The 25,428-nt window shown below is 33.4% G+C and carries 20 protein-coding genes, 1 pseudogene and 1 riboswitch; of the genes and pseudogenes, 17 read left to right on the forward strand and 4 right to left on the reverse strand.

From position 1 onward, the window contains the following. The first annotated feature begins 8 nt into the window (after window positions 1-8). The 4 genes from BMY18_RS01890 (at window position 9) to BMY18_RS01905 (ending at window position 3,542) form a co-directional block, all read left to right on the forward strand. On the forward strand, window positions 9-1,403 hold the full coding sequence (locus BMY18_RS01890) for a dockerin type I domain-containing protein (RefSeq protein ID WP_092450005.1): 1,395 nt from the start codon (window positions 9-11) through the stop codon (window positions 1,401-1,403). 155 nt (window positions 1,404-1,558) lie between these two features. Next, entirely contained in the window at window positions 1,559-2,116 is a 558-nt protein-coding gene (locus BMY18_RS01895; protein ID WP_092450007.1) for an NADPH-dependent FMN reductase, read from the forward strand. A 368-nt stretch (window positions 2,117-2,484) separates the two neighbouring features. After that, window positions 2,485-2,931 carry a staygreen family protein gene (locus BMY18_RS01900; RefSeq protein WP_092450009.1) on the forward strand — a complete coding sequence of 149 codons (447 nt, stop codon included), beginning with the start codon at window positions 2,485-2,487 and terminating at the stop codon, window positions 2,929-2,931. A gap of 29 nt (window positions 2,932-2,960) precedes the next feature. Continuing rightward, complete coding sequence (locus BMY18_RS01905; RefSeq protein WP_092450011.1) at window positions 2,961-3,542, forward strand: DUF6143 family protein; 582 nt, start codon at window positions 2,961-2,963, stop codon at window positions 3,540-3,542. A 21-nt stretch (window positions 3,543-3,563) separates the two neighbouring features. Here BMY18_RS01905 and BMY18_RS01910 read toward each other — a convergent pair whose 3' ends face one another. After that, window positions 3,564-4,643: a CdaR family transcriptional regulator gene (locus BMY18_RS01910; RefSeq protein WP_092450013.1), complete on the reverse strand. Its 1,080-nt coding sequence runs from the start codon at window positions 4,641-4,643 to the stop codon at window positions 3,564-3,566. A 295-nt stretch (window positions 4,644-4,938) separates the two neighbouring features. On the opposite strand from BMY18_RS01910, the gene BMY18_RS01915 reads away from it, so the two are divergent. From BMY18_RS01915 to BMY18_RS01945, 7 genes and pseudogenes are all read left to right on the forward strand, one after another. Beyond that, a complete protein-coding gene (locus tag BMY18_RS01915) occupies window positions 4,939-6,084 on the forward strand; it encodes a glycerate kinase family protein (RefSeq protein ID WP_092450015.1) in 1,146 nt (381 codons plus the stop codon). Between the two features lie 104 nt (window positions 6,085-6,188). Then, window positions 6,189-7,344 (forward strand): annotated as a pseudogene (locus BMY18_RS01920) (GntP family permease). Window positions 7,345-7,747: 403 nt separating this feature from the next. Continuing rightward, on the forward strand, window positions 7,748-8,668 hold the full coding sequence (locus BMY18_RS01925; RefSeq protein WP_092450017.1) for an ABC transporter ATP-binding protein: 921 nt from the start codon (window positions 7,748-7,750) through the stop codon (window positions 8,666-8,668). Window position 8,669: 1 nt separating this feature from the next. Next, entirely contained in the window at window positions 8,670-9,506 is an 837-nt protein-coding gene (locus BMY18_RS01930) for an ABC transporter permease (protein ID WP_092450019.1), read from the forward strand. Window positions 9,507-9,673: 167 nt separating this feature from the next. Continuing rightward, a complete protein-coding gene (locus BMY18_RS01935; RefSeq protein WP_092450021.1) occupies window positions 9,674-10,990 on the forward strand; it encodes an FAD-dependent oxidoreductase in 1,317 nt (438 codons plus the stop codon). Between the two features lie 182 nt (window positions 10,991-11,172). Next, a riboswitch (cyclic di-GMP riboswitch) is annotated at window positions 11,173-11,259 on the forward strand. Window positions 11,260-11,498: 239 nt separating this feature from the next. Continuing rightward, window positions 11,499-13,241, forward strand: a complete 1,743-nt coding sequence (locus tag BMY18_RS01940) for a sensor domain-containing protein (protein WP_092450023.1) — start codon at window positions 11,499-11,501, stop codon at window positions 13,239-13,241. A 234-nt stretch (window positions 13,242-13,475) separates the two neighbouring features. Beyond that, complete coding sequence (locus BMY18_RS01945; protein WP_092450025.1) at window positions 13,476-15,464, forward strand: methyl-accepting chemotaxis protein; 1,989 nt, start codon at window positions 13,476-13,478, stop codon at window positions 15,462-15,464. Window positions 15,465-15,594: 130 nt separating this feature from the next. Here the strand turns inward: BMY18_RS01945 and BMY18_RS01950 are convergent, their stop codons facing one another. The 3 genes from BMY18_RS01950 to BMY18_RS01960 all read right to left on the reverse strand — a co-directional run bounded on the left by BMY18_RS01950 (window position 15,595) and on the right by BMY18_RS01960 (window position 19,516). Next, window positions 15,595-16,083 carry an HD domain-containing protein gene (locus BMY18_RS01950; protein ID WP_092450027.1) on the reverse strand — a complete coding sequence of 163 codons (489 nt, stop codon included), beginning with the start codon at window positions 16,081-16,083 and terminating at the stop codon, window positions 15,595-15,597. A gap of 115 nt (window positions 16,084-16,198) precedes the next feature. Continuing rightward, the gene (locus tag BMY18_RS01955; protein ID WP_092450029.1) at window positions 16,199-17,800 is read right to left on the reverse strand and encodes an LCP family protein; all 1,602 of its coding nucleotides are present in this window, start codon (window positions 17,798-17,800) and stop codon (window positions 16,199-16,201) included. 147 nt (window positions 17,801-17,947) lie between these two features. After that, window positions 17,948-19,516 carry an LCP family protein gene (locus tag BMY18_RS01960; protein ID WP_092450031.1) on the reverse strand — a complete coding sequence of 523 codons (1,569 nt, stop codon included), beginning with the start codon at window positions 19,514-19,516 and terminating at the stop codon, window positions 17,948-17,950. 180 nt (window positions 19,517-19,696) lie between these two features. On the opposite strand from BMY18_RS01960, the gene BMY18_RS01965 reads away from it, so the two are divergent. The 6 genes from BMY18_RS01965 to spoIIAB all read left to right on the forward strand — a co-directional run bounded on the left by BMY18_RS01965 (window position 19,697) and on the right by spoIIAB (window position 25,420). After that, a complete protein-coding gene (locus tag BMY18_RS01965) occupies window positions 19,697-21,307 on the forward strand; it encodes a coiled-coil domain-containing protein (protein ID WP_092450033.1) in 1,611 nt (536 codons plus the stop codon). Window positions 21,308-21,537: 230 nt separating this feature from the next. After that, window positions 21,538-22,845, forward strand: coding sequence for a bifunctional folylpolyglutamate synthase/dihydrofolate synthase (locus BMY18_RS01970; protein WP_092450035.1), 1,308 nt, complete (start codon window positions 21,538-21,540; stop codon window positions 22,843-22,845). A gap of 97 nt (window positions 22,846-22,942) precedes the next feature. Further along, window positions 22,943-23,095 (forward strand): hypothetical protein, encoded by a 153-nt coding sequence (locus tag BMY18_RS20910; RefSeq protein WP_170841235.1) that lies wholly within the window; start codon window positions 22,943-22,945, stop codon window positions 23,093-23,095. A 32-nt stretch (window positions 23,096-23,127) separates the two neighbouring features. Continuing rightward, window positions 23,128-24,519 (forward strand): tetratricopeptide repeat protein, encoded by a 1,392-nt coding sequence (locus tag BMY18_RS01975; protein ID WP_092450037.1) that lies wholly within the window; start codon window positions 23,128-23,130, stop codon window positions 24,517-24,519. A 122-nt stretch (window positions 24,520-24,641) separates the two neighbouring features. Beyond that, on the forward strand, window positions 24,642-24,989 hold the full coding sequence (locus BMY18_RS01980) for an STAS domain-containing protein (protein WP_092450039.1): 348 nt from the start codon (window positions 24,642-24,644) through the stop codon (window positions 24,987-24,989). Next, window positions 24,989-25,420, forward strand: coding sequence for an anti-sigma F factor (spoIIAB, locus tag BMY18_RS01985; RefSeq protein WP_092450041.1), 432 nt, complete (start codon window positions 24,989-24,991; stop codon window positions 25,418-25,420). The genes BMY18_RS01980 and spoIIAB overlap by 1 nt, the downstream gene beginning before the upstream one ends. Window positions 25,421-25,428 lie beyond the last annotated feature (8 nt).

Below are 25,428 nucleotides of genomic sequence, written 5' to 3' on the forward strand. Positions count from 1 at the left end.
GAGAAACTTTGAAAGAAGAAATTAAAAAGTTGAAGAAAACAATATTTGTTATTATAACAATTTGTTGTGTGTTAGTAGCAAGCATTGAAGTTACCCCTCGAATAACTGCTGAAGCAGCTACATATGGGCAAAATGATATATATAAGTATCAAATTAATGGTGATGGAACTATTAAAATAGTTGATTATTTTGGAGCGGATGAAAGTCTAGTAATACCAGAAGAAATAGATGGTTATACAGTCGTAAGTATTATGTTTACTAGCTCAAAGCCTTCAGTTAAGCGTATAACGCTTCCGTCAACACTAATAGATTTTTCTAAGAGCTTATCCGTGTTTTACCAACTAGAATATATATATGTTGATGAAAATAATACGATGTTTAGCTGTGAAAATGGGTTCTTATATAATAAGGATAAAACTGAATTATTGGAAGTGCCAAGTATGTATCAAGCTAAAGATGGCAAAATCGAGATATCAGATAGCGTAGTAAGTGTTTCTGTATATGTGCATTTATTCAAAGTGCAAAGCATGAAAACGTTGTATATTGGAGCTAATGTCCAAACTGGTCCGTTTTCGGGAGATTGTTTAGGTAATGGCATATTAGAAAACATATATGTATCTGATAATAACAAATATTATACTTCAGTTGATGGGGTATTATATTCGAAAGATATGACTGAATTATTATCATATCCAGAAAAAAATAGTGCAGAGTGTTATGTTGTTCCAACATCAGTAATGTCTATCCCTACCTGGACATTTAGCAAAGATTATAGTTCAGATTGGAGTTTGAAAAATGTAATTCTTCCAACTGGGGTATCATTAGGAATAAATGTATTTTATCTTTCCGATAAATATGGTTTTGGACCAAATAAGGAAATTAATATTTATTTTGCAGAAGGTTCAGATTGTGAATCATATTTTGAAAGTACTGATAAAGATGACTTGAACAACCTAATTAAGCACATCTATTTGGTGGCACTTGAAGTTGATTCTCTGCCTTTAAAGTCTTTATATAACCAAGGTGAAGAACTTGTTTTGACTGGATTGAGTTTGAATTTGAACGCTGAGGATGGAAGCATTTTTAATGTCAGTGATTTGGATTGCAGAATAAGTGGATATGATGCTACAAAAGTTGGTAAGCAAGTGATTTCTGTTGCTTATGGAAGCCTATCTACAGTATTTGAAATAACGGTAGCAGCTCCTATTATAAAAGGTGATGCCACGCTTAATAACGTGATAGACATATATGATATTTTAGCAATTCAGAGACATATTCTTGGTACATTAGCACTTAACGAAAAAGCATTAACAGCAGCGGATGTATCAGGAAACAGCACGGTGGATGTTTTTGATATACTCGCAATACAACGTCACATTTTAGGTGTTGAGATTATTGGTTAAAGTAAAGACCATATCTTGAATGAAGATGGTGGCCTTTGCCAAGTTAATGTAAATGTATAAAGCAAGGTGATTTTCATAATAGTAAAACATGATATTATAGTTATAATATTAGAAAAAATAAAATCTGGGTTACCCATAATAAGGAGGAACATAATATGCAAGTGAAAAAAGTAGGCGTTTTGGTAGGAAGTCTTCGTAAAGAATCATTTTCAAGAAAAATCGCCAAGGCGTTGGAAGAATTGGCGACACCATCATTACAGTTAGAAGAAGTGAATCTTGAGAACCTTGAAATGTATAATCAGGATTTTGATGACGAAGGGAATGTCCCAAGTTCTTGGACGAAGTTTCGTGACACTGTGAAAAAGTATGATGCAATCCTTTTTATTACACCGGAATATAACAGATCTGTTCCAGCGCTATTAAAAAATGCCTTAGATATTGGGTCAAGACCATATGGGAAAAGTGTATGGGATAAAAAACCAGGTGCAGTGGTAAGCGTTTCACCAGGAAGATTAAGTGCATTTGGAGCCAACCATCATCTTAGACAGTCATTAGTATTCCTTAATGTACCAACAATGCAGCAGCCAGAAGCATATATAGGAGATGTTGCAGCGTTACTAGATGATAATGGAGTAATGACGGACGTAAGAACACTTGAATTTTTAAAAAAATTCTTGGATTCGTATGCAATATGGGTAGAGAAAAATTTATAGATTATATTTCATATATAAGCAATAATTTTAAATGTTTTAAAGTACTTTAGAGATGTATGATTGATTCATCAATAAAAAAATAGAATGTAAGATATCTAATGATAATATGGATATCTTGCATTCTTTTTTGTATTGCTTTTATCAATATAAATAGCAATATCAATATCAAAATAAATAACAATATAAATATCAATAGTAATATCAATATCAAAATAAATATTATCTTGGATAAATTACTATTAGAAACATATACCAATAATTATTAGAAACAAATACCAATTTTAAGCATATACTGTATAGATTTAGTAACTTTACGCTAGATGTTATTTGAAAGTTATTCATTTATAATCTAGTACAGAGGTATTGTAATGGAAAGACTCAATCCTGATAAGCTACATGTAGAATTTACAACAGGTGTAACGCCAACAGAACCGATTATAGGGCGAAAATATACATTAACTCATTCTGATATAACGGCAGAGTTATTTCTGACGATTGGTCTCGAATATGATTATGACAAAACGACCAAAATGAGAGACGAAGTACTTGCTGAATGGAAAATGTTTAATGATGAAGTTATTTTGTATGCATATGTGTATGTGGATGGAAGGTTTGGCCCAATGACGTCAGCAATAAGAGATGCGGTTTTTCGTCGAGAATTACCACTTGCATTAGAGGCAATAAGATATGGAGATAATGAATTCTTTTTTGCACATCCGGAATTAGATAACGCTCCTATCTGGGTGCATTTTGATTCATCTTATGCATATTATAATAAAGTAGAGAAATGGGGTACGCCAGAAGACTATAAGTAATGGAATTATGACATAAAGGTGGTGCAGCTATGATTGAAATTACAAACTGTAATTCTAAATCGAAAGATGAATGTAATTTATTGAAAACGGTAGATGTTCCTATAGAACTTTATAAATCGTTGCAGGGAAAATACTTCGTTGGGTATGCTGATAATTTGACATTTGGTCAAGGCACGGGTGCATGGGGAAGACTATATAACCCGAAAAATTCCAGGGTGAATTTACATGTGAACGTATGGACTGTGTCTGATATTTCGGAATCGCCATATCGTGCTGAGTTTTGGTTTAATGCAGTGGCTCCAGGAATACCAGTGGATTCAGATTCAGTTACGACGTCAAATTTTGTAATAAATCCGCTTCCGGTGCCTAAAATAAAATTACAATCAGCATCCGATGTAACAGAAGATCCTTATGGTGGTGTTGAAGCATTTATAAGAATAGGTCAACCAGGAACAACTTTAGTTGAAACGGAAAATGGAAAATTCATCTTTCCACCAGGTGGTTCATTTATGATATTTTTGTCAAATCAAGAAAAACCAGAACTGAGAGCATCAGGAAGAATAGCATTTGGATGGTGGGAAGAAGAAATTACGAATCCATGTATTAGTTAATACCAACATGAAAGGTCATAATTATAGAATGAGTGCAATATATAAGACTACTGCATCTTTGAACTTCCTAGGATTATAGCCTGATATTCTTGCAATTCGGTCAAGTTTATATTGCAATGTATTCTTGTGTAAAAAAAGTCGAAAACATGTCTTGCTTAGAGACATGTTTTCCTCATAATATACTTTGAGTAGTTCCTTATCTTCTTCAGCTAGTGATGATACCGTTTTATTTAAATATTTTTGACGTGTGTTCTGATCCAGGCTGCCTAACACAATCTCAATATCAAGTTGATCAAAATCAGAAAAACTATTCGTTGTCCCCTCTAAGCTTTTTAATGCAATCTGTCCTCCTTCATATGATTGCTCCAAATGGTATAAGCCATGTCTGCTTCCAAGTCCTATTGCTAGAATGTTATTATTTTCATTTGCAAACTTGTCTAATATTTGAATAGATGTAGATACGGCCGTTTGGCTAATAATAGCAATATATTCATTTGGATAGTTATAGGAGTATAACTTTACATGGATGGTCTGAAACATCTGAAACAGCTTCTGCTCGATCAAAGAGATATTCATTACATTGTATCGTGTATTCATCTGGACTATGATTACACGCATATCATCTGCTTCATTAATTTTCAACTCTTTCAAACATTCTGAAAGATAATCTCTATTTGTAATTTCTCCTTTTACAAGGGAACGTACAATATAATTCATCTTTTCTTGTTGAGAACGATTGAACGCTTCCATTTCCTGTTCTCGTATGAGTAGTTTGGTGATTCGAATCGCCAAATATGCATATTTGCGAACTTCTTCTGGTTCTCCGCTGATGCCTATGACAGCAATAAGTGAGCCATTATGAAAAATAGGAAGATTCACTCCTTTCTGCGTACCTTCAAAGCTATTATCCTTGGCAACTTCTATTGTATCCCCCGATTTGGCAACCTGGAATCCGATTTCATGGAAATCCCCAATTCTATTTTCGTTTGTACTTGCAAATATAGTTCCGGTTTCTGCAATAAAATTAATGTCTTGTCCACACACATCCTTAACCGTATTTACAATTTGTTGTGTTAATTTTTTATTAATCTTCGTTATCATTTTTGCTCCATTCGTTTGAACTATTACCTTTATTTTATTATATATTTTTCAAAAAGTCTATAGATATATGTTATGAGTAACATATAATTAAGGAGATATTAAAACTTTAATGTCATGTGTAACATATTAAATCTAGATGACTAATGTATAATAAAAGTATGAACGAAATCATCATTCAGACACAAGCTTTGTATCAGTGGCACAAGCTTGATGTGCGCAGAAAGATGTGCAGAAATGGCGAAAAGCATGAAATCAACACTCAATATATATAATCGAAAAAATAGGAGGTATTAACTTGAATATAGTAATAGCAATTGATTCACTAAAAGGAAGTCTTACATCCATGGAGGCTGGATATGCCATAGCAGAAGGAATTAAAAAGGCTGATCCAACATCCAACATTACAGTACGTCCTTTAGCAGATGGTGGAGAAGGAACCGTAGAAGCATTGGTTAGTGGAATGAATGGCACATTACATACTGTTATGGTCACAGGGCCACTAGGAGCGCCCGTAAAATGCAACTATGGAATTATTGAACATTCTAAGACGGCAATCATTGAAATGTCAGGAGCTGCGGGTATTACGCTAGTGCCTGAACAAAAGAGAAATCCATTATATACAACTACTTATGGTGTAGGTGAAGTTATAAAGGACGCTATTTCAAAAAAATGTAAAAGATTTATCGTAGGAATTGGTGGCAGTGCAACAAATGATGGTGGTATTGGTATGCTTCAGGCACTTGGATATGAATTTCTTGATTCCACGGGGAAACAGGTCTCATTTGGCGCAATAGGTCTTTCTGAGTTAGAATCCATATCGGATGAACATGTGATGCCAGAATTAAAAGATTGCGAGTTTCATGTTGCGTGCGATGTTACGAATACTATTTGTGGAGATCATGGTTGTAGCGCGGTATTTGGACCTCAAAAAGGTGCAACTCCATCTATGATTATGCAAATGGATAAATGGTTGTCTTGGTATGCAGCATTGTCGAGAGAAAAATTCCCTAATGCTAATCCAAAACAGGCAGGAACGGGCGCCGCTGGAGGTATGGGATTTGCTTTTCTCACATTTACAAATGCAGTACTGGAATCAGGTATCAAGTTAGTATTAGAAGAAACTAAGTTAGAGGATTACATCAAAGATGCAGATATAGTTATTACAGGAGAGGGGCGTTTAGATGGGCAAACAGCAATGGGAAAGGCACCTGTCGGCGTCGCTAGACTAGCAAAACGGTACAATAAAGCGGTAATTGCATTTGCAGGAAGTGTAACAAAAGAAGCAATCGAATGTAATCAGCAAGGAATTGATGCATTCTTTCCAATTCTACGATCGATAGTAACGTTAGAAGAAGCAATGAGACCGGAAAATGCGAAATCAAATCTTAGTGATACCGCAGAACAGGTATTTAGGTTAATACATATGAAGGAGGATATTTAAATGACATATCAATTTACAACATTAGGAGCGGTGATAGGACTCGTGGTAGCGATTTTCCTTATTATAAAAAAGTACAACCTGCATATAGCTTAATACTAGGAGCATTGATTGGAGGTCTCATTGGAGGAGGCGGTTTAGTTACTACCGTTGCAACAATGGTATCTGGTTCACAAAGTATGATGTCATCAGTTCTCAGAATTATAACATCTGGAATTTTGGCTGGTACCCTAATTAAAACCGGCGCTGCACAAAAAATTGCAGAAGTAATCGTAACCAAGCTCGGAGAAAAACGAGCACTTGCTTCCATTGCACTTGCAACAATGATTATATGCGCCGTAGGTGTATTTAGATATTGCAGTAATTACAGTGGCACCAATTGGACTAGCCATTGGTAAAAAGGCTAAATATAATAAAGCTGCCGTCTTGCTAGCTATGATTGGTGGAGGTAAAGCCGGGAATATAATTTCACCAAACCCTAATACAATTGCTGTATCAGAAGCATTTAAGGTTGATCTTACATCTATGATGATGAAAAATATTATTCCTGCTATTGTAGCGGTCATTGTTACTGTTATATTAGCTTATTTACTCTCAAAAAGGAAAGGCTCTGAAATCACTGCAGCAGATTTGGAACAGCAAAATGAAAAAAAACTTCCTTCATTTATCGCCGCTATCAGCGGTCCCGTTATTGTTGTAATTTTATTAGCATTACGTCCAATTTGTAATATAGCAGTGGACCCACTGATTGCCCTGCCTATCGGCGGACTTGTATGTGCACTTGCAACTGGACAGATAGTGAACTTTCGAGAATATGCTGAGTTTGGATTGAGTAAAGTGATCGGAGTATCGGTTCTTTTAATTGGTACAGGAACCATAGCTGGTATCATTAAAGCTTCATCTATGCAAATTGATGTAATCAATCTTCTTGAAGCCTTCAACATGCCGGCCTTCGTACTGGCACCAATCGCAGGTATTCTAATGGCAGGTGCGACAGCTTCAACTACTGCAGGCTCTACAATTGCTTCTCAGACATTTTCCGCTACATTAGTAAATGCAGGTATACCTGCTCTTTCTGCTGGTGCAATGATTCACACAGGGTCTACCGTAATAGACTCACTGCCACATGGTTCATTTTTCCATGCAACAGGTGGTGCTGCAAATATAAGTATCAAAGAGCGTTTAAAGTTAATCCCATATGAAGCTTGTATTGGATTGTCAAGTACTGCAGCAGCTGTTATTCTATATTTAGTAGGTTTGTAAAATGCACAAACTTGATAGATGAAATTGTAAATGGTAGAAAGCGTATAACAATAAAATCGTAATCCAACAATGCCAGAGGTTGTATCATAATATGATATTACCGCTGGTATTTTATATGTTTTAGGATGATTTTATGTCATAAAATAGTTACTATATTGATACAGATATGGTTGCTCCCAAAGAGATACTTGAAAAACGATTAAAGAATGTGGTATTATCATATAATTGGTGTACAAGAGAAATTGAAGAGAACTAGAAGAGAACTAGAAGAGAACTAGAAGAGAACTAGAAGAGAACTAGAAGAGAAATTGAAGAGAACTAGTAGAGAACTAGAAGAGATCTTAAAGAGAACTAGAAGTGTATAAAACAAGAAAAGATAAGTATAAATGAAAAGGGTGATAAGATGAATTCGATAATAGAAGTTAAAAATTTTACTAAAAAGTATGGTGATTTTACTGCTGTAAATGATATTTCCTTTAACGTGGAAGAGGGGACTCTTTTTGCTTTTTTAGGACCAAATGGAGCAGGAAAGAGTACAACGATAAATACCTTGTGTACAATATTTGAAAAAACATCGGGTACATTAATAATAGATGGAAAAGATGTTTCTACACAAAAAAGCGAAGTTAGATCAACGATTGGCGTTGTATTTCAGGATTCAACACTTGATACAAAAATGACGATAGATGAGAACCTTAAAATGCACTGCGTTTTTTATAACATTCCTCAAAAAGAAGTGGAAGAACGGATACAGTTTGTTCTCAATCTAGTGGACTTATTAGGTGAAAGAAAGAAATTGGTTGGTGCGTTGTCAGGTGGAATGAAACGCCGTGTAGAAATCGCTCGTGGGTTAATCCACTATCCCAAGGTATTGTTTCTTGATGAGCCAACAACAGGACTCGATCCACAAACACGCGCTCATATTTGGGAGTATATTGTGAAACTTCAAAAAGAAAGAAATATAACGATTTTTCTTACCACTCATTATATGGAAGAAGCAGAAATATGCAATAAGATTGCAATAATGGATGGGGGCGTAATAGTCGCTCATGATACACCATATGCTTTAAAGAAAGAGTATACAAAAGATAAAGCATATATCACGACTGAAAATGGACCCGAACTTGAACGGTTATTAACACAGTATGAACTGAAATATATAAAAAAGGATGGCTATTATAAGGTTGATGCTGAAAATATTAATCCATTATTACAAGTTCTAAGTCTGCAAAAAGAAGTGATCACGGATATAGAAATTAAAAAAGGTACATTTAATGACGTTTTTCTAGAAATCACAGGGAAAAAGATTAGGGAGGAGAGCTAATATGAATACAGTATTTGCATTATGGAAAAGGGGATTGAAAGCCTTTATAAGAAATAGAACAGGTTTGATTTTTTCACTGATATTCCCATTTTTCTTCGTTTATGTATTTGGTGCAATTTTTAAAAATGACTTTATTGCAAATCCAATTGCATATATGCTTTCTGGAGTAATTATAACGACGGTTTTTGAAAGTTCACTTAATCTAGCATCGTCAACGGTAGATGATATGGTAAGTGGATTTATGAAGGAAGTTTTAGTGTCACCTGCCAAACGAATAGCCGTTGCAATGGGACAACTATTATCAGCAGCTACTGTAGCTACAGTACAAGGAATTTTAATTTTAATAATTGGATTGTTTATTGGCATTAAATTTACGACATGGACAACACCGATTTATATCCTTTTCGCAATGATTTTTGTTGGACTTGCTTTTTCTGGAGTTGGGTTATTTTTAGCAACGATTGTACGTAGTGGTCAAACTTTTCAAATAGTTAAAACCGCAGTAACTATGCCTTTAACATTTGTATCAGGTGCGTATATACCCATATCGATGTTACCAGATACACTAAAATATGTTGCATATTTGAATCCAATGACTTATGCAACGGCATTTTTTCGAATGATTGTTTTGGAAAAAACGAATTTATCGACTGCCGAACTGGTGAAAGAAGGGCTGGCAATTGATATCAATGGCTTTGTTGTAACGCCAATCATGTCATTTGCAATCATAGTAACAATCGGCTTTATATTTTTAATATTATCTACCAATTCATTTGTAAAAACAGATTTTTCTCGAGTTAATAGAAGCTCCAGTGATGCTAGTGCATTATGGGGTTAGATCCACATACAATGCTATGAATATATTTTTAAATATCAAATCCTGTGAAAGTGCATGACTAATCGTCTGCACTTTTTTATTTCCTTAAAAACATTCTTAATTTGAATCATATTATTGATACAAATGACAATACTACATATGAGAAGGATTTGGAGGAGGTTAAAAAATTGAAATCAATATGGACGGATAGTGTCAAACCACCTACTTTTAAAAAATTAAAAGGTCAAATTAATACCGATGTTTTGATAATTGGAGGCGGAATATGTGGAATTCTATGTGCATTCTTTCTTAAACAACAAGGCATTGATTATATTTTAGTTGAGGGTGATACAATTGGATCCGGTATCACAAAAAATACAACAGCAAAAATAACATCTCAGCATGGATTGATATATGATAAGTTAATACGAAGTGCAGGCCACGAAAAAGCAAAAATGTATTTGGATGCAAATCAATTGGCCATCTCAAAGTACAGAGAGGTATGTAAGAATATTGAATGTAATTTTGAAGATAAATGTGCTTATACCTATACATTAACAGATATAAAAAAAATCGAAAAAGAAGTTCGTGCAGTTAATTCTCTTGGATTTAACTGTGATTACGTAGATAAAACAAATTTGCCTTTTGATATAAAAGGAGCAATTGAATTTCAAAATCAAGCACAATTTAATCCACTGAAATTTATTTATGAAATATCAAAAGACCTTAATATTTATGAAAATTCCTTTATAAAAGATATTGGTTTAGATGATCATATAGCATTTACAAATGATGCAGTGATAACAGCAAAGAATTTTATAGTTACGACACATTTTCCATTTATCAATACACATGGTAGTTATTTTCTTAAGATGTATCAGCATCGATCATATGCAATAGCCCTTGAAAATGCGCAAAATGTAAATGGTATGTTCGTTGATGAAGCTAAGAATGGTATGTCATTTAGAAATTATGAAAATCTATTAATTGTTGGTGGCGGGGATCATAGAACCGGTAAATCGGGAGGAAACTATACAGAATTAAGACAGTTTGTGCAAAAATATTATCCGAATTCAGTTGAAAAATATAATTGGGCGACGCAAGATTGTATGTCGCTTGATGGAATACCTTATATAGGTCATTACTCAAAATCCACAGCAAACTTATTTGTTGCATCAGGTTTTAATAAATGGGGGATCTCATCATCTATGGTTTCAGCAATGATATTATCTGATATGGTGGTTGGTAAAACAAATGAATTTCAGGAGGTATTTTCACCACACAGAAGCATGCTAAAGTTACAACTTTTAGTGAATGGATTCGAGGCGGTTACGAATTTGCTAACAGTTTCAACAAAACGTTGCCCACATATGGGCTGCGCTTTGAAATGGAATGGTACAGAATTTTCTTGGGATTGCCCTTGCCATGGTTCAAGATTTGAGGAGAATGGTAAACTAATTGATAATCCTTCGACGGGATCATGTAAGAGCTTAAAAAAGTCATGAAACGTTAGGCTATGCTGATTTAAAAATGGAATTTAGTTGGATTTATTCGAGTAATGATGTAGATGAGTGGACTTCAAATTTCGACATAATATTGCAATTTAAATATATAATTTGTAAAAAAATGGAAATTTTTGTATGCTTTTACTATTGCTTTTGAAGTATAATTATTGTATTATTATAAGAATTGATAAAGGCAAACTTGTTGAAAAATAACGACGCAAAGCTATGAGTCTAAGGTGTGAATACGCTAAGATAGTCAAGCTACCAAAGTAAGATAGAACTATATTATTAAAATATAGAATATTATTTGAGCTGTGGTGATCCAATTACCATAGTTCTTTTTAATTAGAATACATATTTTACAGATATAATTTTTACAACATATTATTAAACAAGTAGGACATATATATCTAATCAAGTGAAGAAGTTACATATAAGTAAAGGGAAAATTATATGACAAGGAGACAAGTATTTTTATGAATGTCAAGATAAATCTTAGGTTGAGAGTATGCTAGAAAATAGACAGATATCTCAAAATTCAGATATAACATATGGCAAAAAATCAGCAATTGAACAAGTTTTTAATTATGCGCTAAATAATGATGAAAATTTTTTTGCAGATGCAAATGTTATTATAGCAACATGGAATTCGCAGGGGCGAATAACAAGAATCAATCCATTTGGCCAAAAGGTATTTGGCTATTCTGAGGAAGAAATAATCAATAAAAGGTGGGAGCTATTACTTGTAAACAAAGATGACAGGTTTAAGATTGTTAATGATTTTATTCAGATCAGTAAGGGGCTACGGATCACAAATCATGATATTGAATTCATATCAAAACAAAACAAAAAGATTGACATTATGTGGAATCATAGTTTGATGAACTATTCCAATAATCAGTCAGAGGTTTTATCTATTGGAATAGATATCACAAATAGAAAGTTATTAGAAGAAAAACTTAGTAGAATAGCATATTACGATGACTTGACAGGTCTTCAAAATCGGTCATTTTTTGTTAAGGAAGTAAAGCAATTAATTGAGGTTAAATCACAATTTACTTTGGTGCATATTAACATAGATAATTTTAGTCAAATAAATGATACATTGAACTACGCAAGTGGTGATCACTTTCTGCAATATGTCGCTTCTATGCTATCTGAATTCATAAAAGCTCCCGATAAAGTAGCAAGACTTAGCGGTGACGAATTTGCTATTTTATTTTATGATATGATTGACAAGGATGTAATTGAAAATAGATTAAAGTCGCTAGATGAATATATAGGTCCATCATGGGAAGTTAACCATAATGAATTTTTCATATCAGCCAGTAAAGGAATTGCGATGTTTCCTAAAGATGGAGCAGATAGTAATGCTATTTTTAGAAATGCTAATATTGCAATGAACAAAGCAAAAAAGCAGGGAAAAGGTAGAGCTGTCTTTTATATGGAACAGATTCTGAAGGAAAATAACGAAAATATTAAATTATCAAATCAACTACAATATGCAATAAAAAATAATGAATTAGTACTTTACTATCAGCCCCAGTATGAGCTGACTTCCGGTAAAATATCAGGATTTGAAGCATTGGTTCGATGGAATCATCCCCAAAAAGGATTGATTCCACCGATGAAATTCATTCCAATGGCCGAAGAAACAGGTCAAATATATGAGCTGGAAAGGTGGATTATTGAAACCGCCTTAAAACGTAAATTGATATTTGAAAAAGAAGGTAAAAAAGATCTATATATTTCTATTAATTTATCTAGCAAATCATTGTCAAGTGAATTGAATTTCACAGAGTTAGAGCATATATTTTCAAATTACGACATTGACTATTCGCATATAGTTATAGAAATCACTGAAACGGCTATCATTTCTGATATGGGATTTGCAGTGGAAAGACTAAAAAGGCTAAGGCGATTAGGTATGAAAATAGCTTTAGATGACTTTGGAACGGGTTACTCATCTCTTATCCATTTAAAGGACCTGCCAATTGATATAGTGAAATTAGATAGAAATTTTGTTAGTAGCATAGAAGAGCGAGGCAAGGCTTCCGTGATTATTAAGGCATTACTTTACTTAGCATTAGATCTTGATTATGAAGTTGTGGCAGAAGGTATAGAAACAAAAGAGCAATTAGAATATTTAAAAAAATATAAATGTGAGACTGGACAAGGATATTTGATGAGTAAGCCTATTACAATTGAAGAGGTTCAGCAATTATTATTACTTGATAAAGATAATATGTAATTACGAAAATTAATAATGTTTATGTTCATGTTAGCTACTGTTATTTCTAGTAGCGTAGTGGAAGTAAATATAGCAATGAATGAAGTGGCCACAGCAACAGAATGGCTAGCAACTCAATAAATTTACAATATAATCGATTTAAAATTTTAGAGATTCAAAGATTGCATTCGGTTCATCTTTGACTCTCTTTTTTTATAGACTAATAATCAAAATAAAAACATATGGAGGATACAAATGAAAAGTATAAAAACAAAATTAATTATCAATTTTTCGTTATTGATATTATTATCATCAGTGGTTTTAGGGGTGATTTCCATAATAAGTTCAAGTAATTCGATTACGAAAGAAGCGGAAAAATCTCTAACTTCACTAGTACAAGAGGATTCGAAATTAACAGCTAGCAGATTAGAAATTCAAAAACGGACACTGGAAATGTTAGCGCTTAATGAAAATATTCAGAAGATGGACTGGATATCTCAGCAGCCTATATTGAAAGAGTTAGTTAAAGAAACAGACTTTTTAGATATTGCAATTGTACAAATGAATGGTACTGCTAATTATTCTGATGGTACTACAAGTAACTTAGCAGATAGAGATTATATTAAAAAAGCTTTAAGCGGAGAACCGGCTGTATCTGATGTGTTAATCAGTCAGGTGACAAAACAACCAGTAATAATGGTAGCGGCGCCTATATATAAATCAGGCATCATAGTTGGAGCGTTAATTGGTCGTAGAGATGGAAATGCTTTAAGTGAAATTGTAGATGATACTGGATATGGTAATGAAGGATATGGTTATATTATAAATGGTGCAGGCACCGTAATCGCTCATCCAGATAGGGATAAAGTAGTGAATCAATATTCACCAATTGAAGCAGCTAAGAAAGACTCAAGTTTATTATCCGTATCTGATTTAATTGAAAAAGTCATTATTGCAAAGAATGGTGTAAGTACATATAAGTTCGATGGTAATAATTTATATGCAGGATATGCTCCAATCGAAGGTACTGACTGGATATTTGTAATTACAGCTAATCAAAATGAAGTATTAGCTGCAATACCAACACTGCAAAATACGTTAATGATTGTTATTGCAATTACTTTATTATTAAGTATTATAGTTATTTATTTGATTGGTAATTCTATAACAAAACCAATTATTAAGACTGTTCATCACTCAGAAAAAATTGCAAATTTAGATATATCAGTTAATGTTGAACAAAAGTATTTAGATAAAAAAGATGAAATTGGAATCTTATCACGAGCACTTCAAAGTATTACCGAGAGCATAAGAGGAATTGTAGTAGAAATCAGTGATTCTTCAGAGCAGTTAGCGGCCTCTTCAGAAGAATTGACAGCAACCTCTCAGCAATCAGCGAATGCAGCAGATGAAGTGTCTACCGCTATTGAGGAAATTGCGAAAGGCGCCTCAGATCAGGCAAAACAAACTGAGATTGGTTCTGAAAAGGCAGGAAAGCTAGGGGAAGTGATTGGAAAAGACCAAAATCATCTAAGAATTTTAAATGCAGCAACAGGAAAAGTAGTTGAAGATCTTAAAGTTGGTTTGAAGGAGATAGATTTCTTATATGAAAAAACAGAGGAAAGTAACAAAGCGTCAATGGAGATTCACGATGTAATATTAAAAACCAATGAAAGTTCTAATAAAATAGGGGAAGCAAGTAATGTTATATCTTCAATTGCAGATCAAACTAATTTGCTATCATTAAATGCTGCGATTGAAGCTGCACGAGCTGGTGAGGCAGGAAGAGGATTTTCAGTAGTTGCAGAAGAAATTAGAAAACTTGCCGAGCAGTCAGCAATTTCTACTAGAGATATTGACGAGATGGTCAAGGAGTTGCAGATGAATTCACAACAGGCGGTTAATACGATTGAAAAAATGTCTGTGATAATTAAAGAGCAAACGGAAAGCGTAACAAATAATAAAAATAATTATCTCGAAATTAAGGAAGCAATAATTGAAACAGAGGAAGCAGTTAGACAATTAAATATATCTGGTGAAGAGATGAACGAAATGAAAATGGATATACTGGATACATTACAAAGCCTTTCTGCTATTGCAGAAGAGAATTCTGCGGCTACCGAACAAGTAACTGCATCAATGGAAGAGCAAACTGCATCAGTTGAAGAAATTGCAAATTCTAGTGAAGGATTAGCAACACTAGCGCAAAATCTACAAATGGTAATTAAGAAGTTTAGCATCTAAACTAATTATTGGACTATATATATAGTTCCAATCAAAGTAAATCCAGTAAATAGAAAGAACGCATCGCAAAATAACTTTATTATAAGTTACAATGCGATACGTTCTTTTTTTATCGTACATACGTACTTCGTTAAAGAAATATAATTTTGCAAAGCTGAGATCCAGATTTTGTGCGAAAGATTTTGTTATATGCTGATAAAATGGCTTCTTTAGTCAATCCATCCTCGTACATATTAACAAGAAAATCTGCCTCCACCAAAATCTGATAGTCTATCCCATTGATATTATTATAAGTGTGGTGGTAGCCAACCAGATAACAGACACGCTCGATTATATTATCGTCATAGTTTAGTTCTGTTAGCATTTGCTTTGCAATTGCAGGGCCCTCCTGCTCTTGCAGTTTGCCATTGCAGTTACCATATTTTTCTTCCGAAATTTTGATGCCGATGTCATGAACGATGGCGGCAATCTCCAGAATGTTTTGTGTGCTAGCATTCAATCCTTCCAACTCACCAATCATTTTTGCAAAGCTATGAACCTTTATAAAATGTTGGATTCGTTTGGGATCACCAGAGTAATATTCCATCATCTTCTGTTGTAATATGATTTGTGATTTCATAGATTCCCTCATTTTCGATGGCTTGCTTTTGCAAGACTTAATATCAAGTTTGATTTCCTTCTCATACAAATTTCTTTGCCATATATTTTAGTTTGGAATTTATCATAATAAAATCTTACTGAGCAGTGGTAGCACTTTCAGTGGCGCTTTCAAGGAACGCATTAACATCAAAAACATCCCCATTTCTAACTTTACTCATAAGTTTAATAGCTTTATTGATTGAAGTGTTGTCTGGTAAAATGACAGACATGGCTGGAAGTGTTTGTGGATAAAAGCCTGAAGGATAATACTTATCATCAGTAATACCAGTTGTATTATATGTTTGCACATTCCATGGTGTTGGATCATTTAGCATATCTTTGATAATTGATGATATGTTTCCTTGAGGCATATTTGTAGAAAACATACCAGATAAAGAATCCATTAATTCCGCATAAGATGTAAGAATTGCAGGGGATGAGGCTTTTGCAATAAGACCTTGGAGTGCAAACATTTGATCGCGGCCACGTTGGTTATCACCAAGCGCTGCAAATGCCATACGCTCTCTACAGAAAGCGAGAACTTTTTCACCATCACAATCACCATTTACTCCAACTACAAAGTGGTACTTATTAATAGATGTCTCATAAGTTGTATAAAAGTCTACCTCAGAGTTAATATTGATATGGCCTAAAGCATCAACTATTTTCACAGTACCCGAGAAGTTAATTCTAGCATAATAATCAATATTTATTCCATAAAGATTATCGAGTGTCGTTATTACAGCATCTGTTCCAAAGTTCCCGGCATGAGTAAGCTTGTCCGTCTTTATTCCATCTTCCGCTAAGGAATATATTTTGAAATAATAATCGCGAGGCGTAGTTACAAGAAGAACTTGTTTGGTTTCAGGGTTAAAAGTGGCGATAATATTAACATCGTTTTTCGTTGACTCTGAATCAAGACCGTTACGTGAATCATTACCTCCAATATAGATCGTAAATGGTTCAGTCACAACATTTTTTGCAGGTTTTGTTATTTTGGTTTCAAATTTGATGGTTTCAAGAATCTTTGTCTTTTCATTAAAATCACTAAATCTTTGTTCTATCTCAGATCTGAAAGATTCATTTAAAATAATAGCTTGTACATTTTGATCATATAGAGCTTTCCCAAGTGACTCCCAGTCATCACAAGTCTGTGTTTTAAGATTCGTATTAAGTTCGTCATTGATCTTTTTGACTACCTTTTCACTGTTCGCAGAATCAATTAAAGCATTGTATCCAAAAGTATAATCTTTTGCATTGCTTAAAGAATTAGCAGAATCAGTGTTTAGAACAATAATTGAAAAGTAATCAGTTTGAATATTAGTACCAGATATTGAACTTATCATGCTATCTGTTTGGTGAATATATAGGGATCCGGTAAATAATAGTATGCTTAGAAAAACAGCAAGTGTTTTACCAATGATATGAGCCTTGGTAAGCTGAGAAACGATATTGTATATTGTAATTAAGAAGAGACTTATAATTACAATAACTATGTATTTATCAGGAATGATATTTAATTTAAACAACAGACATAAAAACACAATTGTTATTATGGCTTGAAGTGATACTAGTATGTAGCCAATTCCACGAGTTCGAATTTTCTTTTTTCGCTTTAACTCTTTTGGGCTAAGTGAAGAAGAACGCGTAAAAATTAGCTTTATATTATCTCTAATCTTTGAAAATAAATTTTTCATGTTTGCTCCTATCTGATATGCGAATGATAAATAACATTATACAATAAAATTAAAATAAAACAAAGACAAATTTTGTAAATAAATGGGAAAAAAGCACGTTATGGAATATTCCATAACATGCTTCGCACCTTTTCTCAATGTTATATATTATTTCGCCTTTGTAGCTGAAGATGCAGCCTCTTTTTGGCTATTCACATATTGATCCACATCAAAGGCTTCGCCTTGTTTAATTTTACTCATAAGTTCAATTGCATTGTTAACAGTACTGTAATCAGGAATCATAACATCCGCATAAAATCCAAATAATTGACATTGCTTCGTTGCACCAGTACCAGTAACATTATAGGTCTGGATGTTCCAAGTAGTAGAATCGCTTAATGTATCCTTAACCATGGCTGCGATTGCATTCGTTGGGATATTCGTAGCAAACATATTGGAAACAGAATCCAAAACTGCAGAATAATTAGTAATAATAGCAGGAGAAGTAGCCTTTGCAAAAATAGCCTTAATAGCAATCATTTGATTACGCCCACGCTGATTATCACCGTTTGCCAATACTTGTCGTTCTCGACAAAAAGCGAGTGCTTTTTCACCATTGCATTCATTTGCACCAACTACAAATTTATATGGTATAGGTGCGGTATCAGAACATGTAGTAAATGCTAGTTCAGAGTCAACTGTAATCCCTCCAAGAGCATCAACAATACCGACAGCGCCAGTAAAGTTAACTTTAACATAATAGTCAATGTCTGTGTTGTATAGATTTTGTAATGCAGCAATAGAACCTTCAATACCAAAATTACCTGCATGAGTAAGTTTGTCCAACCCGGTGTTGCCGGCTAGATTATCCAAAGTAATATAATAGTCTCTAGGTGTTGTTACAAGCAATGCTTGCTTTGTTTTAGGATTAAATGTTGCAATTATATTAACATCATTACGACCAATGGAAGAAATCTTATTACCATATTCATCGTTACCAGCAATATATATTGAAAACGGTTCTGTACTGACATTTTTATCAGCAGCTTTTGGAGCATTCTGGTTTTGAATTGTAATCGTATCTATAATTCTAGTAGTCGAAGAAAAATCGGGGTATAGCTCTTGCAATGCAGAGCGATATGCTTCATTTAATATTATCGCCTTAACTTCTTTGCTATTTAATGCATTAACAAGTGTTTTCCATTCAGAATAAGTTGAAGTATTGATGGTAGAACCAACTTTTTCATTAATCTGAGTAATCGCCTTATCTGTATTTACCTTATCTATGATTGAATGGCAACCAAACTTATAATCTTTGGCATCTGTAATGTTTTGTGCTGGGTCTGTAGAAAGAACAATAACTGAAACCGTAATATTATCTGGGTTCGTGTTTGTTATTGAGTCTAACATATTTGTGGTTTTTGCAATATAAAAGGAACTAGTTAATAAAGCAATCGATAGAATAACCGATAAAAGTTTGCCTATCATATGAGCCTTTGTAAATTGTGAAATTACATTATATGCAGTGATAAGTATAAGCACCACAATAATCATAATCATATATTTGTCTGGAACTATATTGAAATGAAACAATAGCAGCATAAATATAATAGTAATAATAATTTGAATTGCGATTAGAGAAAACCCGATTTTTCTATTACGAAGCCGTTTTTTCTTTTTTATATTCTTTTGGTTAAGCTTGGAAGAGCGAGTGGACAGCAACTTTGTATTAGACATAAATTCTCTAACCTTTCTTAAACATAATACTGTATAGTATACTACAAATAGAATAGAATACAATTATTAAATTTATATAATATTTTGATTAAGCGATTTTTAGGAACTAAACCTTGTTAATAGCCATTTTTTATAGTAAACTAGTAATACAAAAAACTAGTATTATTGGAAGGACAAGCAATGCCAAATATATTTAGTGGATTAAAAAAGTTATCAGATAATGATATTAGTCTGCAGATTGCTTTGTTTCAATCTGTAACGATAGGCAATGCGGTAAAAGAAACTAGTTTTAAAGCGGTAGGAAAACTTGTTGATTTTGCTAATATGTTTACGGGAAAGACTGACGGCAGTCCGAATAAGATTAACTATCAGGCAAAAGGCGTAGAAGATATTGTACTAAATCAGATAAAAACTCTAAATATTTCTTCACGCATGGAACTTGATGAAATGTTTAAAAATATATTAATTGAAAAATGTAATGATCTAAATCAGAATTCTGTAAATGAGTCATCTAGTGAGGACTTAATCTCGATTTTGGTGATAAGGGAAGCAGCAAAAGTATATTCATTAAATCCGTATATGTCACCAGCTACATTGGCCCAGAGTATAAGCGATAAATATTATGAGCAATTTTTAAATAGGTTACACAAGGATTTGTTAAAGGAATCACCAGAACAGGCCAAGATAACAGACAATAATATACAACGGTATTTAAATAAGGCGCCAATAGAATTAATACGAAATATGAGCAAGAAAATTATTTTGAAGGAACTTAGCGGAAGAGGAATAGGAAGACTTATAAGAACAGAAACAGGTATAAAAAATATTACAGCTGTGGTTGAATGCATTGGTTTAGATGCATTTGATATATTAAAAATAGTGATTTCTTCAGTCTATGATACGGTGTTAGGAATTAATAGGGTGTCAAGAGCAATACTTGCACAACTGGTATGGGTATCGGTGAATGGATATGGCAAAAAATTCACTTTGAATCGCGACGCACTGCCCAATTATATACCAGCAAATATGATAGCAGAACGCAATGATGAAGAAACAGAATTCTTTATGCTCATTTTAAATAGGAAAGAGTTGGACAATAAAATCAACAAAACCAATTTAGAAATAGAAAAGTTGGCATCCCAACTTGTGAAGCTTGAAGAGAAACATTTAGAAGAATATAAGGTGTTTAATGAGTCAAAAGAAAAGTTTGAACAATTAGAATCGAAAAAAAATGAGTATGATAATAACATAGATAAGCCCAAAGAAGAAATCAAAAAATATTATGGCGATGTAATATCTGCAAAAAGAGAGTATGATTATGCAGAATCGTATTTAAAAAAACATACGATGCAAATTAGTGATCTAAAAAATAAGTTATCCCAAGCAAAATTTGAAATTGAACAATACAATAGTGAATATTCTATTGCGAATGAAAAGGCCAATATGCTTATCATTCAAAATAGCATAAAATTAGAATTGCTTTGGAATGCATATTTTTATAAATTCAGATTTGATACTCAAGTATTTGAACAGGTAGTTATTGATTTTACTAAGGCAGAGATCCTAAAAATAGAGGAATACCTAAAGGAAATGCATGATAGTGATGATTTGGATGCATTTAGCATAAAAACAATTGTGTCTGAAGTGGTAGGTGAATCCACTGAAGAGGCCCCAATAGAGGAAGTTCTTAAATGTACAATATGCATGGTTTCAGATTTGAAAAATGCTCAGATTCGATACACGAGTGAGGGGGATTTGGTGGTGAAATGGGTTGGGGTGGGGGTTGAGTGAATGAGAATTTGTAATTATTTATTTTCCTTGCCTTTCCTGAAAGTAGCTTCGCTACTTTCAGCCGGTCTGCGGAAAATGAATAATTACAAATTCTCATTCACGGTTACCTTGTGAAATCCATTTGACACTAAATGCGAGGGCGGAAAAAGAAAGAAAGAAAGAAAGAAAGAAAGAACAAACAAACAAACAAATAAACAAAAATGAAAAAAAGAAAAATATAGGGTAAAAATATGAAGTATAATGAAGTGTTGGATTATATAAATGCGATACCGAAATATGGAAGTGAAACTGGAGTGGTTCGAGGGGCGTATTTGCTGGATAGATTGGGGCATCCTGAGAAGAAGATGAAAGTGATTCATGTGGCGGGAACGAATGGGAAAGGTTCCGTATGTGCGTATCTGTCTAATATAATATATGAAAGCGGATACAAAGTGGGGTTGTTTATATCGCCGCATCTTGTTACAATAAACGAAAGAATCCAAATCAATAATGAAATGATATCAGATGAAATGTTTGTTGAAGCATTTCAGGTTATATATGATATTGAACAATCATTAGTTGAACAGGGACTTTGCAAGATAATGTATTTCGATTATTTATTTGCAATGGCAATGTATGTTTTTGAAAAAGAGCATGTAGAATATGTCGTTTTGGAAACAGGACTTGGTGGGAGGCTAGATTCAACAAATGCAGTCGCTCAACCAATCATATCAATTATTACGTCACTTAGTTTGGATCATACAGAAGTGCTAGGAGATACGATCGCTCAGATCGCGTACGAAAAAGCTGGTATAATCAAAAAGAATGTGCCAGTATTATATATGAATCAAAATAGCGAATCGGCAGAAGTAATTGAGGAAATTGCAAGGGAAATGACTTCTGAGTGTATACAAGTTTCGTGTTCGCAATGGGAAATTATTAAAAACAATGCAAAACATATTGATTTTTTAGTTCATAATAGGTATTATAAAAGTGATATCTTTACTATTAAGTCACCAGCAATGTATCAAGTGATGAATTGTGTGATTGCTTTGACTGCAATTAAGGTGATTGAAAACAATAATATGGGTATTTTTCATAGTAAATCTTTGCAAAAAGGTGTTATGAATACTTTTTGGGAAGGTCGTATGGAAGAAATCTTGAGCGACATATATTTAGATGGTGCTCATAACCCAGATGGAATTAATGCATTTATTGATTCGCTACATTCAATTAAGAGTGAAAGAACATGCACATTGTTATTTTCTGTTGTAAAAGACAAGCATTATAATGAGATGATAAAGACGCTTTGTGAAAGTAAAATATTTGATCATTTAGTTGTTGCCCAACTAGAGGGAACAAGAAAATCAGATAATATGGAAATCGTGAAGTGCTTTGGAAAGTATACAAGTCAACAAATAGCAGTCTTTAAAACCGTGAAAGAAGGCTTTGAATATGGACGAGCTATTAAGGGCAAAGGAATTCTTGTGTGTGTAGGGTCACTTTACTTGGTTGGAGAAATCAAGCGAATAGTACAAATATATAACAAATCAAATTGATTCAAAGGTCTACTAAAGTAGACAGGATTTGTGTCTGTGGCACAAACTTTAATATGCGCATTGTCTCGCAGAGCGAGCCATTAGAAAATGCGCAGGAATGGAGATAAGCATGATTAATTTTGATGATGAAATCAAGAAGTTTCAACCAAGTTTAGAAGTAGAAGAAGCTGAGGATGCTATTTATAATAATGATTTTCCGGATGTTACTGATATAATTAACAAAATTATAAATAAGTTATCAGATAAATAGTTACTGATATCATTTGGAAAAGGGGAACAGCTATGAAGTGTTATAAATGTGGTAGCCAATTAACAGACGAAAATATGTGCCTGAAATGCGGAGCTGATGTTACATTATATAAAACCGTTGTAAAGGCTTCTAATGCCTATTACAATTTAGGACTTGCAAAAGCGCAGCTAAGAGACTTATCAGGTGCAATTGAAAGTTTAAGAACAAGTCTTACAATTAATAAGAATAATATTAAAGCTCGTAATTTGTTGGGTCTTATATATTGCGAAATGGGTGATATTGTCGAGGCTCTTAGCGAATGGGTTTTGAGCAAGAACTTTAAGCAAGAAAAAAATATCGCAAGTTCATATATTACAAATATTCAGTCTAATCAAGGAAAATTTGAATCCGTAATACAAACGATAAAGAAGTATAATCAATCTCTAAAATATGCAAAAGGTGGCAATTATGATATGGCTGTCATCCAATTAAAAAAAGTTGTAGCGCTAAATCCAAAGTTTATTAAGGCTCAACAGTTATTAGCTTTGTTGCATATAAAAGAAAAGGAATATAGTAAAGCAAAGAAGTGCTTAAATAATATCTTAAAAATTGATAAAAACAATACAGTTGCTCAAAGGTATCTCAGAGAAATCGGCATGGCTGAAGATATTAGCACAAAAGATGTTTCTGAAAGCTTTTTGCCAAGGAGAAAAGTTAAAGATTTAAATTCCATCCCGTTAAGAGGCAATGATGTATATTTACCGCCCACTACGTATAAAGAGCCAAGCAATGGCGCGATTACGGTAATTAATATATTGGTAGGAGTACTTGTAGGAGCAGCTTTGGTTTGGTTCCTGATTATGCCATCAAGATACAAAGGCCTTACAAATGATTATAATAAAAGTATAGTAGAATACAGTGAGAAACTATCGTCCGGTAATGTTGAACTGAATACAATTACAAAACAATTACAGGATGTTCAAGCCGAAAGAGACATTTTAACAAAAAAGGTTCAAGATATATCTGGAACAGATGGAAATAATAAGCTTTTAATAGCTCTTATCGATTCTGCCAATTTATATATAGCAAATGATAAAATAAGAGCCGCAGAATCATTGGTGAATATTGATGTGAGTACACTTCCATCAGAAAACGCGAAGGCCTTATACAATACTATTGCTGTAGCAATGCCGACAGTCGCTAATGATTTATATACTTTAGGGACTACCAGTTATTATAAGAATAACTTCACAGAAGCAGCAGATTATTTCGCAAGATCATACAAACTTGATAGTACTAAAGTAGATGCTGCATATTACGCTGCAAAATCTTATGAAAAACTAGAACAAGTAGATAACGCAAAAAAATACTATCAATATATATTGACTAACTTTCCGACACACAGATATGCAGCGGAAGCTACCACATATATATCAAAACATTAAGATAAACTGTAAATACAGCAACATACGAAAGATAAACCCAGTAGATGATAATCACGTCTATTGGGTTTTCTTAATGTGCCCAGCATGGACACAATCTTAAAAAGAATGGAGGTTGTAAAGGAATGGATTACATCTATATGATTACCGAAGATAGAATGATTATTAGTTTGAATGCTGATTTAGATCACCATTTGGCGGATGAAATAAGAGAAGTTATTGACAAGATAATAGATGAACGGGGGGTAAAAAATATTATATTTGATTTTAGTAAAATAAGCTTTATGGATAGCGCAGGGATCGGACTAATAATGGGGCGTTTCAAAAAGATACGAGGTAATGGAAGAATCGCAGTAGTTGGGGTTAACCCAAGTATAGAAAGAATACTACAAATATCAGGTTTACATAAAATTGTAAAAGAATATCCTGATGTAGCACAGGCAGCAAAAAAAATGCAGGGGGCAAAGGTATAATGGTGAAAAATAAAATGCATCTTGAATTTGACAGTAAGTCAGAAAATGAAAGTTTTGCAAGGGTAGCAGTAGCTGCATTTTGTACAAGATTAGATCCTACTATCGAAGAAATAGCGGATATTAAAACAGCTGTATCTGAAGCAGTTACGAATTGCGTAGTACATGGTTATGAGGGGAAAGAAGGGACAATTACAATAGAATGTGCTATAGAAGAGGACTGGGTTACGGTATTGGTTCATGATGATGGTGTTGGAATAGAAAATATTAATAAAGCTATGGAACCATTATATACATCAAAACCAGAACTTGAACGTTCGGGCATGGGTTTTTCATTTATGGAAGCGTTTATGGATGAATTAGAAGTAAATTCAAAAAAAGGATATGGGACTACAATAATAATGAAAAAAAGGATAGGTGTGATAAATAAGTGAGAAGGGTG

Origin of the sequence: [Clostridium] fimetarium, from assembly GCF_900111235.1 — a bacterium.
GTDB classification, from domain to species: Bacteria; Bacillota; Clostridia; order Lachnospirales; family Lachnospiraceae; genus Clostridium_N; species Clostridium_N fimetarium.